Here is a 14,277-nt window from a genome sequence, read left to right as displayed (position 1 = left end):
AATATCGTTTTACTAAGAAGGCGCCTATTGAACTTACAATAGACGCCCAAACTATTATTTCTTTAATATGTTTGCAGATTCTTCACCATTTTTTCAATATCAATACCATATCCTTCACTTGTAGCCCAGCCATATCCATTTGGATTTTCTTTCTGACCAAGCCATTCCACATAAGGAGCGCTTCCTCTTGTAACCAATGAAAATCTTGGATCTACGCATTCATTCTTTAATGCATCTTTGGATCCATATGCTTTCAAATGCTGAATCTGAGCTCGTATTCCTTCACGTACTGTAGTAAATGATGCTCCGGCAACGCCGCCACCAGTTGTTCCAAGTCCTGCAAAATTATTCTGTTCAATCTTAACATCACCACCAAATTTAAGCCATGCAGTCTCTTTCATTGCCTGTGTAAATGCAATTGCCCCATTGATTCCTTCCGCATTCGCTTCTTCAACGTAAATCTGACAGAACTTTTCAAGTGTTGGCGCATCCGTCTCAGCGTAATATGCCGGATATGTTGCACCCTTAGCCTTAAAATATTTTTCCATCTGGGATGCAGTCACAGTAGTCTTTCCAGAAATAGCCATCAACTGATCTGTAGTACAAGAATCATCCAATGTTCCATTGGTTCGGAAATAATACCATGTATTGGATATAAATTGCCATCCTGTCTGCATCACTCCGTTTTTATCCAAATAATATCTTGTTTTTCCAAAAGAAATCCAACCGGTCATCATGTAGCCTTCCGGCATAAAGAAATATTTCTTTCCGTCAATTGTCTGCCAGCCTGTCTGCATAATTCCATCCGTATTAAAATAATATTTCTTTCCACTGATTGTCTGCCAGCCTCGTACCATTTTTCCGTCTGATGCAAGATAATACTTTGTACTTCCAAAGCTGCACCATCCTGTCAGCATATGTCCATCCGGCATCAGATAATATCTCGTCTGACCAAAAGAAATCCAACCGGTCATCATATAACCTTCCGGCATAAAGAAATATTTCTTTCCATTAATTGTCTGCCAGCCTGTCCGCATCACTCCATCTGTGCCAAGATAATATTTCGTGCTTCCAAAAGAAATCCAACCGGTCATCATGTAACCTTCCGGCATAAAGAAATATTTCTTTCCATCGATCGTCTGCCAGCCTGTTACTGCTACTCCATTTTCATTGTAATAATATTTTTTTCCATTTACTGTTTTCCAACCACGTTTACTCTCTACAATCAGCTTACCGTCAGAAGCAAACGTATACGTTGTCCCGTCAATCACCTGTTTTCCTGTCACCATCACACCATTAGAATCCAGATAATACCTTGTCTTACCAAAAGAAATCCAGCCGCGCATCATATAGCCTTCCGGCATAAAGAAATATCTCTTTCCATCGATTGTCTGCCAGCCTGTCTGCATCACTCCATCCGTACTCAGATAGTATTTCGTCTGTCCAAAAGAAATCCAGCCACGCATCATATAGCCTTCTGGCATAAAGAAATATCTTTTTTCACTAATTGTCTGCCAACCTGTCTGCATCACTCCATTCGCATCCAAATGATATCTCGTCTGTCCAAAAGAAATCCAGCCACGCATCATATAACCTTCCGGCATAAAGAAATATCTCTTTCCATCGATTGTCTGCCAGCCTGTCTGCATTACTCCGTTTTTATCCAGATAATATCTTGTACTTCCAAAAGAAATCCAGCCGGTCATCATATAACCTTCCGGCATGAAGAAGTATTTCTTTCCATTGATTGTCTGCCAGCCTGTCTGCATCACTCCATCATCATTAAAATAATATCGTTTTCCATCAATTGTCTGCCAACCTCGTACCATCTTTCCATCTGATGCAAGATAATACTTTGTACTTCCAAAGCTACACCAGCCTGTCAGCATATGTCCATCGGGCATCAGATAATATCTTGTACTTCCAAAAGAAATCCAACCGGTCATCATATAACCTTCTGGCATGAAGAAGTATTTTTTTCCACCAATTGTCTGCCAGCCTGTCACCCGATATCCATTTGCGTCAAAATAATATCTCTTTCCATCAATATCTTTCCAGGAATTAGTTACATATTTTCCGCCTTCTTTATATTTCCATCCATTGGAATCCTCTACCCAAGTTCCTTTTTCCTTAGATACTCCTAAATACTTTGCTATACCAGTAGCATCCGCAACACCGAGTTTTTTTAACCCAGCTTCATTATTCAGATATGTATTTACATCGCCTGTATTCGTTACAAATGCATGTTCTACTATAATTCCAGGAATATTATTTTCTTTCGCTGCAATCTGAACCGAAAAATAATCTGATTTTGATCCATCTGGATACTTTTCATCTGCCAGTGTTGTATCTTTACTATAAATAGATCTTTTCTGCAAACCAATCGCAGTCAGCTCATCCATAATGTCATTCGCCAGCTCTTTTCCCTGCTGTGCAACTTCTGGTTTCCAACTATCATTTGGTACAATTACTTCTGCACCTTTTGCTGAAGTCGATGTAGAAGAATTCAAATGAAAGCTAACAAATATACTTGCCCCTGCTTTTGCAGCCGCATATACTCTGTCACTGATATCCCCACCACTGTTCTTATTGCTTGGATATGGGCATGCTGCTGTCGTTCGTGTCATGTAAACCGACACATTCGCATACTTTTCCAATTCTTCCTTACAATATTGTGCAATCTTTAAAGTTAAAACTTCCTCTCTTACACCATTCGCTCCTGCTCCTGTGTGTGTTGAATCATGTCCCGGATCAAGAGCAACCACAACATTCTCATTGACAGCTCTCGAATCATCTACAGCTCTTGCATTATCCTCTGCATAAGTCTGAATATCTTCATCCGAATCATATTCTTCAACTTCCGCTTTCTCCAATGCATCTTCTATACTGGACTCTTCCATCACATTTCCATCTTCATCAATACTCATAACAGCAACATCATACTGCTCCTCATCAGTTGCTGCTTCTGCATCCGGTTGTCCTTCAATCGGCTGTAATTCTGACATTCCTTCATATGTTTCATTAACACCAAATTTTGCTTCCATTCCAAGATCCGACAGCAAATAACTTGTTTCCATCTCTGCTGTCTTTACTGTCAATTTGGTTATTGTATAAATTCCATCCTCTCCATCTGCATATGCCTTCTCATATAGAAAGACACCGTCTTCTGATTTTACAGAAGTCCATGTTTGTGTATCCCCATTATGTTCTACACTTAAATCAATCTCTTCAATATTTTCTGTTCCATCCCCCCAGGAAACAACAAGTCTCTGTGTTGCCGGAGTTTCTACGTACGGACTTTCTATGTACAAATAATTCAGGTGCTGCTCTATTGCATTCTGAACTTGATTTTCTTCTATCTGCTCACTGTCTGATGGCTGATTTTCAACTGTTTCTATATTTGTATCCACTTTTGTGTCCGTTGCATAAACCGGTACTGATGTAACCACAGTTGCTGCTGCTAATATTGCGACCAGACAAGTTCTTATTTTTGATATCATTTTTTCCTCCTACTTATTTTCTATGTTTATCAATTGCTCTTATTTCCATCAGAAGTGATTCATGTATCCATCTAACTCTGTATCACCTGTATCTAATGCCTGTCCATTCTCTGTTAATTTAAGTTTCTCACAGTTATATGTATCCAAATAGGAGTTCACAATACATGTAAGTATTTCATCTTTCCCTGTGGTCCCCATACTTCTGATACGTTCACCAACTTCTGTATTCATATCCAGATCTATTGTTTTATTATTCTCGTCAATTTTACAACTGTTCAATTTACAACCTTCTGTCAAAATACCTTTTTCTATTAATTGATTCCAAACTGTTGTATCATCTATGTTTTCTGTCTTCATCTCTTCCGAAACGATTTCAGCATTTTCATTCACATAGTAAATTTTCAACGTCTTCATCTCTTGCTTTTCTTCTGAAATATTGCTTTTTTCTTCCTCCTGTTTTTGATTATTTTTTTCAGAATCTATCGTTTCACTTGTATCCTTATTGCCTGAATCCTCTACTGTAGTATTTTGTTCTGTATCCACATTGTTTTTCTCACATCCCACTGAAAAAAGCACCATACTTGTCAACATTACAACTACTAATAGCTTTTTCATATACCTTAACCTCCTCTTGCTTATTGCTCCCCACAGATTTCTCTATGATAATAACACAAAAATGCGTTTAAAAAAAGACTGATTTTCCAATCAGTCTTTTTCTATAACATGTTATTTTAAATTATTTGTAATATGAACTTGGAAGCTGTTCTGTTTTTACTGTTTTTCCGTTTTTAACATAATCTCTATAAGCAACCGCTGATTTGCTTCCTGTACTCCATGATCGTACATTAACATAATCATACCAATCTGGTTGGATTCCCCAAACTTCAGCATACAATGTTTTTCCACTGACATATGTCACCAGTTTCACCGGATAATCATAGTCATTTCTGAATTTCAAATCTGATGATCCATAATCTACCATTGCATCCTGACCGATCGGCACATATGTAGATGGAACAGAATGGTTTCTTCTCTGAACAATTGTAAGTCCGGCTCTTATTGCTGCTCCGTAAAGCGTTGTGCTCGCCTGACAGATACCTCCGCCATATCCAACACCACCTACAACTCCTGCCTGCTTATATCCCTCTGCTTTTCCACATGGCCCTGCCACGCCAAAAAATGAAAGGGTCTGTCCCGGCTGAATGACAACCTGATTAAAGCTCTTTAATGCTCTACTCATATTATATGTGCCGTTTTCATTATTTGTAGACACTGTAGAGAATACTGACATTCTATCCACATAGGCTGGAGATGTTATCCTTAAGTTCAATGTTAAAATCTGACTTTCCGAATCCAGTATATCTACATAATATGTATGTGCTCCATTTCCTGAGAACGTAAATTCACATGACTTTTTAGTAGAATAATTTTGTAAAACTTTGTTATTTCCACCATATACTTCTCTGAAACGATATTTGTGAACATTATCATAACCTCCACTGGAAGTTGCTGTCAACTGTATTTTTTGTCCGTTTTTTGCTATACCATTTGTATTACTTACAAAGGAACCTCTTAACTGATTATCCGGATGTACCACTACCTGCATTGTGTACGTTGCACGTACCACCTGGCCTTCATCATCTTTTACATCCACATAGAAAATATGTGTTCCAATCCCCGTCGTTGTAAAAGAATATGTGTTTTTATAACTATAACTCTGTCTTACCTTTGTAGTTGCTCCATACACTTCAGTAAACTGATACTGACGTTTTCCGTATCCACCCACTCCACTGCCAGTTAATGTAACAGTTCTTTTTGCATATTCTCTCGTTGTTTTATTGCTTCTGAGACCTGCTTTTATTACTTTATCTGGATGTACTACAACAGTCATGGAATATTTGAGTTTTGTACTCTGATTCTCTTTATCCTTTATATATACATAATAAGTATGCGTTCCTGGCCCTGTTGTCTTAAATGAATACGTCTTCTTTTCACTATACTTCTGAACGACAGTTACTTTTCCATTATAAGATTCTACAAACTGATATTTAAATGAACCATAACCACCTTTTGCATTTGCTGTTAAGCAGATATTTCTATCGATATATTCTTTTGTCGTCTTGTTACTTGTCACACTACCTGTCAACACATTATCCGGATGAGCAACAATATCCATCTCATAAGATGCTCTAGATTTCTGTCCCTGTTCATCAATCATGTCAACATAAAACACATGATGTCCCGTTCCTGAAGTTTTAAAAGTATACGTGTTTTTCTCACTATAAGCCTGTCTTACTGCCGTTGTTGATCCATATGTTTCAGAAAACTGATATTTGATCTTTCCATAGCCACCCTTGGCTGCTGCTGTTAGAACAACTGTTCTTTGTATATATTCTCGATTTGTCTTATTCGAACTAAGCTCTGCTGTCAATTTCTTTTGCGGATGCAGTACAACTGTCATCGTATAGGATAACTGTATTTCCTGTCCCTCTGCATCTTTAATGTAAACATAATATGTATGTTCGCCACATTCCTTTGTTATAAATGAATAGGTATTTGTGTCACCATAATCCTGTAATGCTGTTTCTACACCGTCTTTCTTCTCAGTAAACCTGTACTGATAATTCCCATATCCATTTGTTGCTTCTGCAGTTAACGTTATCTTTCTGTCTACATATTCTTTTTGTGTTTTATTACTGGTTAATTTTCCTGAAAGAACTTTCGATGGATGTGCAACCACCTCAATCTTATACTCTGCTGATCCTATATTACCATTTTCATCTTTTACATTTACTCGATATACATGTTCACCAACGCCAGATGTCTTAAATGAATAGACTGGATTTTCTGCGTATTCCTGAACAATAGCTGTTTCTCCTCTATATTCTTCTGTATACTGGTATTCAACATTTCCGACCGCATCCTCGACATTTGTTGTCAATTCTACGGTTCTGTCCACATATTCTCTTGCTGTTTTATTACTGACAATTGTAGTTTTTAATTCTGTCACCACTTCTGTTGATGGTAATTCTTCCGTTGTTGTATCTTCTGCCGCTCTTTCTTCCGGTTCTGTTTCGATCGGCGATTCTTCTGAATTATTTTCATCTTCTGTCTCTTGAATCAGTTCTGTATTTTCACCATCATCTTTCTGTGTGCCTTGATCATCCAAAACCGTTTCTGCCTGTTCCACCTGTTCTGCTGACACTTTTAACGGTATTCCAGAAAAATCTGCCATAAATATTCCCGCACATAACATCAAAGCCATCCATTTTCTTCGTTTCATACCTTTTCCTCCCCTGCAAATATTTATAGAGCTTTTTTTCTTTTCAACCGGTCAAATAGCTTTGTCTTATAACAAAACAACGTTCCACCATAGCATACAGCAATGCAAAGCCAAAATTGAATATACACAATAAATGTTAACCATCCAGTTGCTTCCGCTCGTGGAATAAAGAAAATATTTTGCAATGAGACAAGAATAATTGTACTAAGCAACGCTCTTTTTCCAAAACCATATACCATATATAGTAAAATAATTCCTAAAATAATGCTGAATATAAAAGCTCCAACATATCCAAAATCGAACCATGTCTCCACCAAATAATTGGATCCTCGTCCACGACCATTCAAATAATCTTCTTTCATGCTCAAATAAGAAAGAATGTGAGAAAGATTATTGCTATGAAGGGCATTAAATTCACTATTTGCCGACGTCAAGCCTTCTGTATGAAAAATTTTCTGTCCTATACTTCCTCTATAAATATAGTCTATAATATCTCCAAATGTAAAATTCAAATGAGGTGATAGTCTGATTCCTTCTCGATATCCATATGCTATTGCTGTAACGTTAAATGTAACTCCCTGACCATAGAAAAAATCGGCAATTAATGTTAAAAAGTTTCCGGTTACAATCTTTAAGCCACTACGTATATATGCGTATACTCCCATAAAAATAATTAAAGCTGGTGTACATATAGCAAGGAGTCCCTTTTCAATTTTTCCGATCCATTTCTTATCATCTACTAAAAAATCTCGCAGTAAATAATAAGATAATACAAACAAGAGACTTAACATTGCCGGATTCCGTACTCCTATCAGCAAACTTGGAATCGTGGAAAGAACGTATAAGCTCAATGGAATAAACGTTTTTTTCTTTTCTGGTAGTGTAGCAAGAAATACACATATACTATAACGTGCAAAAGAGGCCAATGTATGAAAGAAACCTGGCAGACTACTGGAATAATTTGTGTAATAATCCAAGTAATTTCCAGTTCCTATTTTAATCAAAGGTTCAAATTGCTCAATAAGATAAAACAACATTGTTACATAAAACACAATCATTGAAACCTTTCTGAGATTACTGACAAATTCTGCTTTACAAAATATGCTATCTGAAGAACGTGTATTGTTTTCTCTGATTTTTATATGAAAAAACTTTATAATGTTAGCACCAATATAAAGCGCAGTCTCTGTAATAACAATCAAAGTTAATGCAAACCAAATATTTTCCTCTTTCTGAAAACTTTCTTCCCACCATTTTCTGCCTTTGCACATTCCTATAAAAGGTCTGCTGATTTGAAATGTAAAAAGTGTAAGTTGCATGAAAAAATATAAAAAATTTTCTTTAAAGTTTTTTATACTGAACAGGATATTCATACAGAATAATATCATGATTGCCACTAATCCCAGATTAAAGAGATTTTCCACTCTTGATACCAAAAATAACACAGATCCTATTACAAATAGTAAAATTTCACATATAAATATAATCTGCTCTTTCTGTTTCCATGATATCTTCTCTTTACTCATTTTTATCCCTCTTAATCTTCCTTACCCAAAATGGCATTTCTATAATTCCAATTAAGGTTCCTACTCCATATGCTAGATGCAGTGATAGAAATATTAATGGCAACATCAAATAATAATTGTACCACTTTTGCCTTTGAACAGCTAACACTGACATTAACAAATCGACAATCACATATAGTATGCATAAGCAAACAAGCATTCCTGTGTTTCCCAACAATGCTATAATTCCTGTTAAAATCAGTGCAAACACAAATGCCAAAGGAACAAAATGATGAATAGAAAAGCATCCCGGACAAACTCCAAGCGTCAAGCCAATCCAATGCCCATTTCCATATTTTTGTTTTAACATTCCACACCATGAATTTCTAATATTCTGATAAGATATAATATCTGGATTAAAACAAATTTTATATCCTGCTTTTCGAATACGATAATGCATTTCATTATCTTCTGTTCGTCCTAAATTTTCATTAAAAAGCCCTGCTTTTTCAAATACCTCTTTGCGATATGCTCCATGAAAAACAGACTTCACATACGTTTTGTGATTTCCTTTACGATAAGGTGCAATACTACTTCCAAACATAGAAGATTCTGCCAACAACAATGTATGTTTCCAAGGGGTTTCTTCTTCTACGACGTTCGGTCTTCTACCTCCTGTCACATTCTCTCCACTCAATATACATTGAACATTTTTAGATACAAAATCGTGCGGGATCATTGTATGTGCATCAATTCTTAAAATAATATCGCCCTTTGATGCTGTAATTGCTACATTCCATCCTGCTGCCTGAATTTTCTTTGCATTATCCAAAACAACAACTCTTCTAAAGCCATGATCCTCTTCTGAAAAATGTTCCATTTTCCTTCTCGTTTGATCTGTTGACATTGCATTTACAAGAATCACCTCTATATTTCCATGTGGATAATCTTGTGCAATAATATCTTTGAACAACGAATCAAGTGCTTTTTCTTCATTATATGCAATCACGCAAAAAGAAACTAACATGTTCTCTCCCCTTGTTATATAAAATCTGTTATTTAATCATATAAACACTTTTTCCGATAATATACCCAGTATACCACTCCTGATACTACATATACAAATCCTGTTGCAATTCCAGCTCCCCAGATTCCAAATTGACTGATTGCAAAATAAGTAATGATTAAATGTAATCCACAAGAAATTGCTGCCATTATTGCATTGAATTTTGCAACTCCTATTGCCGGCAGAAAATTCATTGGAACCATTCTGATTCCTGCATTCAACGCATATACTATCCAAAAAACAGTTGATAAAGCAGTTGCATCTTCATAACGACTTCCGTACACAATTCTTATGATATACGGACTAAGCACTGCTCCTGCAACAGTTATGATACCAATAACTCCTGCTGTCATCATACCAACTTTCTTTGAAATATTCCACACTTCTTTTCCATCTGATGCTTTTGCAATAATAGTAAAATAATAAATAATAATTGATTGAGTCACGAATGACAACTGACCGGGAATCATAATAGCAATTTTATAATTTGCTGTTATTGTTTCATTCCTCAGTAATTCATTAACAAGTGTCATCTCGTTGATTGGCATAATCAGTGAAAACAGATTAGAAAGCATTAATGAGATAGACATTACCATAAATGCCTTTATCTGTTCCGGACTCAGCTTCGCCGCTTTCTCTTTAGAAATATTTCTCTTTAGTGCTGCCCATACAGATATGATTGCAACTATGATCGCCACGTATCTGGCAAATGCAATTCCTTTGATACCAATCAATAAAACAAAACATACACTACATCCAAATACAACTGTTGTCTGAACCACAGCGGCACGTGCATACGCCTCATTCTCGCTATGTGCTCTCAAATAACTAAGTACTGTAGCCAATATATTATTAAAAACAGGATAAAGCACCAGTACATATACAACGCTACGCGCATTAGGGAACGGAATCGAAGTTAAAGCTACATAAAGTACTACAATCAAAGATAAGATAGCTTCAAATAGAGTTCCATATTTCATTGCAAATTCAAAATATGCTCTATCTTCCTGTTCAGTATCTGCCGCCGCACAATATTTAAGAATCGACGATGTCATTCCGAGACCGGCAAATGAAACTACATAGTTATATAAATTATCAGCATACGTTAAATAAGCATAATCTGTCTTGTCAACTAAACGTACAATTACAATACTTGAAACAAAAGCAATCATTTTCACAAGTGTATTACCTACAAAAATGTGAAAAAAGCCTCCTTTTATCAAACCATTTAACTTACTTTTTATTTTTTCTCCCATAAACGAACTGGCCTTTCACCTTTTCTGATATTCCTGTGATATACCTTTGTATCTTTCCTTCTCTTTCAAAGAAGTAATAAATTGCAAGTAAAAACAGTACAGTTAGTATAAGATCAAAGCTATATACAAAATCACAAAATCCACCTTCCAACGCTGTTCCTAATTTAATTGTTAAAACAGCTCCAAGTGCCAATGTAGAAGGTGTTTTTTTAAGTTTCATAATTAACAAAACTACGAGACTCAAAATAAGAGCAACCCAAATCACCGCAAAAATCACACCTTTATATCCCCAATTTGCATATGCTTCACCTGCAAAAAGAGCATTCATTACTCCGGCCGAGCCATCATACACTTTTTCTGATCCATAAAATGCCATTGTCAGTTTTGCGCTTCTCAAATAATCACTGCTATTCATCCCAATTAATCTTAAAATTGTCGGAGTAAAGCTCCGGCCTCCAAGAAAACCAAACACTGTTGGGAACAAATCAAAACAATATGCCAGGGTTCCTACCTGTGTAAACAAAGTTCTTCCAAGCGGTCCATTATAAATGTCAAAAAGCGATCCAGAAAAACCTGTATGAAAATAAAATGCTACTATAATTACTGCCATAAATGCAACAGATATAATCATATAAATCATCTTAATGCCACCCTTATAATAAATTAACATAATTATAAAGGCTGCAAAATAAAAAACAACCGATGATTTTTCAAATTTATATGTCTTTATAATAACAGAAGAAATAAATAGAGCAATTGTGATAATTGTCCATTTTATTTTCTTTGTTTTCAGCATGTATGCAAATGCCACATAAGAAAGCAGCGGTACCATCATCAGAACAAAAATGTTGCTTAAATATGGATGTATAAAATAAAGTCCTCCTATTCTGGTTCTCTCTGTCGCAAAATCAAAATCCGCTGACGCATGAATCAATTTCAAAAGCGGAATATATCCAATCTTCGCCAAAAGACCTATCAACAAGACGATACACCCAATTGAAAGCAATGCAAAATAAGGAAAAATCAAATCTTCTTTTTCACATTCTATTTCTTTCTTTAAGTACTCCTGATACTGTTTCTTCATGTTGACTCTGAACATTTTCTCCCAAAGCAAAATAAATGCCGGTAAAATAATTGCAATTCCAAAAACAACTACTTCTGTAATCATACAGCTTTTATCACGATTTAACAGATATCCCAGTGTATAGTGTTTGTCAAATCCTAATAAAATTAAAGCCGTTCCTGCAAATGTCTGTAACATGAAAATATAATATATATATGATATAACATTTACCTTACCAGGATTCAACGTTCCTGCTGCTTTACTGAACAAAATCGTTGAAATCCCAAAAATCACCAATATAAGTAATATCTCCAAAATATAACCCTCAATCATTTAAATTATACTGTTTATCCAATAAATACTGCTTTGTTTTTTCATCACCATTCTTAAAATTACCTATCATAAAATCAATCTGTGATCTGTCAAAATCATTATCCAGATAAATTGTATTAAAATTATGAAGATTTTCCAACACGCTAATATCCGTTATCTTCGTTCCTTTCATGCTTAGAAACTCGAGATCCGGACACTGCTCAATTCCATTTAACCCGGAATACTCATTATATGAAATATTTAATCTTTTTATATTCGGACAACTTTTTAAAACATCAAAATCTTCCAAATGATTAGAATAAATATCGAGTTCTTCTAACTGTTCAAGATTTCCCAAATATCCTAATTCAGAAAATGCATTGTTCCCCAAATCTAACAGAATTAAATTTGTCAAGCCTTCTAACTCCGGTGTTTCAGAAAGCATATTTGATGATGCGTACAGGAAATTTAACTGTTCAATTTTTGCTAATTGATTTATATTCATAAGTCGGTTCTTTGAAAGATCAAGAAATGTCAGGCTCTTCATCTTTTCGATTCCTTCTTGAATATTTCCGATATTATTTTGCTGGATAACCAGTTTTTGTATTTTTTCCAATCCGTAAATTGGTGAAATATCTGATATCTGATTATTTGTTAATGTCAATTCAGTTAATGAATAACATTTTGATAACGCTGTTATATCCTTTATTTCATTTCCAGATAAATCAAGCACCTGGAGTTCATTTAACCCTTCTATTGCCGAAATATCATTCAACTTACAATTTTTGATTGTAAGCTGAGTAAGTTTCTTACACTTAGCCAGATCCGCAATTTCTGTAATTTCCTGATTATCTTCTATATCTATTGTCCGCAGACTGTCTAAATCCTCTTGCGTTATTTTATCTTTTTTTAAAATCTGTTGTAGTTCTTTTTCTATATATTTATTATTAAATACTATATACTCATCTTCTTTTGCAGTGTTATGGCGGAATGATAATCCCACCATAACTCCTGCCACAAGAAGAGCTGTAATTAACACAGACCATATTATGATCAATATTGGATGTCTTCGTTCGTATTCTTTTAGTTTAGTCATAAATATTCCACAAAATTGTCTCATAATATCTTCCTTTCAATCTGTTACAAGACTAGTTCAAAAAATCTTTCACGCAATTACATACTTTCTCTAAATCTTCCGCATTCATATACGGATGCATTGGCAATGCAAGAACTTTCTTACAGAGTTCCTCTGAAACCGAACAATCCACATACTTCTTTGTATCAGCAAATGCTGTCTGTAAATGCATCGGCTTCGGATAATAAACCATAGATGGAACACCATTTTCTTTTAAGTAAGCCTGAAGCCCATCTCTTTCTTCCTGATTCTTCAGCTGAATTGTATACTGTGCCCAGCTTGAATAAAATCCGTTCTTAACACATGGTGTCTTAACAATATCTGACAGAGCTTCTGTATACTTCTTTGCAACTTCATTAACAGCTTTTAGTTCATTCTTTTCAAATGCAGTAAGTTTAACTCCAAGAATTGCTGCCTGAAGTGTATCAAGTCTTGAATTCCAACCAATACGTACATTGTCATACTTAAACTGTCCTTTTCCGTGTACACGGATAGACTCTAATAATTTTGCTGTCTCATCGTCATCTGTAAAAATAGCTCCACCGTCACCATAACAGCCTAATGGTTTTGCCGGGAAAAATGATGTTGTAGATGCATCACCGAAACTACATGCCTCTCTGTCACCAATTCTTCCGCCAAATCCCTGCGCAGCATCCTCCAACAGAAGAAGATTGTTTTCTTTTGCAATTGCTTCAAGTTTTTCATAATCTGCCGGCTGTCCAAAAAGGTCTACTGCAATAATTGCACGCGGTATAAGTTTTCCCTCATCCTTTACTTTTTGAATTGCATCCTTCAGAGATGTCACATCTGCATTAAAACTATCCGGATCAACATCATAGAATACAGGTGTTGCACCTTCAAATGAAACTACTTCTGCTGAAGCAAAAAAAGTGAAATCTGGAACAAAAACTGCATCTCCTTCTTTGATATTCCATGCCATCATCATCATCGTTAACGCATCTGTACCATTTCCGCATGTAATACAATGTTTTCTTCCAACATATTTCGCAAGACGCTCCTCTAATTCTTTTACCTGATTTCCGCTGATAAAATTACAATTTTCTAATACTTCAGAAATTGCAACATCCATTTCTTCTTTTAATACCTGATATTGTTTCTTTAAATCTCTAAACTGCATTTCTATTTATCCCTCTTTT

Annotated in this window: 9 protein-coding genes; all 9 read right to left on the bottom strand. The window is 35.5% G+C overall.

The window, feature by feature from the left end; translation table 11 throughout:
- Nucleotides 1–62 precede the first annotated feature (62 nt).
- Complete coding sequence (locus tag LI162_RS03090) at nt 63–3,500, bottom strand: N-acetylmuramoyl-L-alanine amidase (protein ID WP_020435749.1); 3,438 nt, start codon at nt 3,498–3,500, stop codon at nt 63–65.
- Nucleotides 3,501–3,548: 48 nt separating this feature from the next.
- Nucleotides 3,549–4,115, bottom strand: a complete 567-nt coding sequence (locus LI162_RS03085) for a GerMN domain-containing protein (RefSeq protein WP_020435748.1) — start codon at nt 4,113–4,115, stop codon at nt 3,549–3,551.
- A 121-nt stretch (nt 4,116–4,236) separates the two neighbouring features.
- Nucleotides 4,237–6,783 (bottom strand): VanW family protein, encoded by a 2,547-nt coding sequence (locus LI162_RS03080; RefSeq protein ID WP_020435747.1) that lies wholly within the window; start codon nt 6,781–6,783, stop codon nt 4,237–4,239.
- A gap of 23 nt (nt 6,784–6,806) precedes the next feature.
- Entirely contained in the window at nt 6,807–8,309 is a 1,503-nt protein-coding gene (locus LI162_RS03075; protein ID WP_020435746.1) for an O-antigen polysaccharide polymerase Wzy family protein, read from the bottom strand.
- A complete protein-coding gene (locus LI162_RS03070) occupies nt 8,302–9,315 on the bottom strand; it encodes a glycosyltransferase family 2 protein (protein WP_020435745.1) in 1,014 nt (337 codons plus the stop codon). The genes LI162_RS03075 and LI162_RS03070 overlap by 8 nt, the downstream gene beginning before the upstream one ends.
- Before the next feature lie 32 nt (nt 9,316–9,347).
- Nucleotides 9,348–10,610, bottom strand: coding sequence for an oligosaccharide flippase family protein (locus LI162_RS03065; protein ID WP_020435744.1), 1,263 nt, complete (start codon nt 10,608–10,610; stop codon nt 9,348–9,350).
- The gene (locus LI162_RS03060) at nt 10,588–11,988 is read right to left on the bottom strand and encodes an oligosaccharide repeat unit polymerase (RefSeq protein WP_170962587.1); all 1,401 of its coding nucleotides are present in this window, start codon (nt 11,986–11,988) and stop codon (nt 10,588–10,590) included. Before LI162_RS03060 ends, LI162_RS03065 begins: the two co-directional genes overlap by 23 nt.
- A 10-nt stretch (nt 11,989–11,998) precedes the next feature.
- Nucleotides 11,999–13,105: a leucine-rich repeat domain-containing protein gene (locus tag LI162_RS03055; RefSeq protein WP_227155707.1), complete on the bottom strand. Its 1,107-nt coding sequence runs from the start codon at nt 13,103–13,105 to the stop codon at nt 11,999–12,001.
- Nucleotides 13,106–13,133: 28 nt separating this feature from the next.
- On the bottom strand, nt 13,134–14,258 hold the full coding sequence (locus tag LI162_RS03050) for a DegT/DnrJ/EryC1/StrS family aminotransferase (RefSeq protein ID WP_020435741.1): 1,125 nt from the start codon (nt 14,256–14,258) through the stop codon (nt 13,134–13,136).
- Between the last annotated feature and the right edge of the window lie 19 nt (nt 14,259–14,277).

This window comes from Mediterraneibacter sp. 210702-DFI.3.120 (genome assembly GCF_020561005.1).
GTDB classification, from domain to species: domain Bacteria; phylum Bacillota; class Clostridia; order Lachnospirales; family Lachnospiraceae; genus Mediterraneibacter; species Mediterraneibacter faecis.
Note: the sequence above shows the minus strand (reverse complement) of the source record. Positions and strands in the feature narration are given on the sequence as shown.

What these genes read in the sequence shown, in the direction of transcription:
- LI162_RS03090 (WP_020435749.1), bottom strand. Translation starts at nt 3,500, where the DNA reads ATGATATCAAAAATAAGAACTTGTCTGGTCGCAATATTAGCAGCAGCA.
- LI162_RS03085 (WP_020435748.1), bottom strand. Translation starts at nt 4,115, where the DNA reads ATGAAAAAGCTATTAGTAGTTGTAATGTTGACAAGTATGGTGCTTTTT.
- LI162_RS03080 (WP_020435747.1), bottom strand. Translation starts at nt 6,783, where the DNA reads ATGAAACGAAGAAAATGGATGGCTTTGATGTTATGTGCGGGAATATTT.
- LI162_RS03075 (WP_020435746.1), bottom strand. Translation starts at nt 8,309, where the DNA reads ATGAGTAAAGAGAAGATATCATGGAAACAGAAAGAGCAGATTATATTT.
- LI162_RS03070 (WP_020435745.1), bottom strand. Translation starts at nt 9,315, where the DNA reads ATGTTAGTTTCTTTTTGCGTGATTGCATATAATGAAGAAAAAGCACTT.
- LI162_RS03065 (WP_020435744.1), bottom strand. Translation starts at nt 10,610, where the DNA reads ATGGGAGAAAAAATAAAAAGTAAGTTAAATGGTTTGATAAAAGGAGGC.
- LI162_RS03055 (WP_227155707.1), bottom strand. Translation starts at nt 13,105, where the DNA reads ATGAGACAATTTTGTGGAATATTTATGACTAAACTAAAAGAATACGAA.
- LI162_RS03050 (WP_020435741.1), bottom strand. Translation starts at nt 14,258, where the DNA reads ATGCAGTTTAGAGATTTAAAGAAACAATATCAGGTATTAAAAGAAGAA.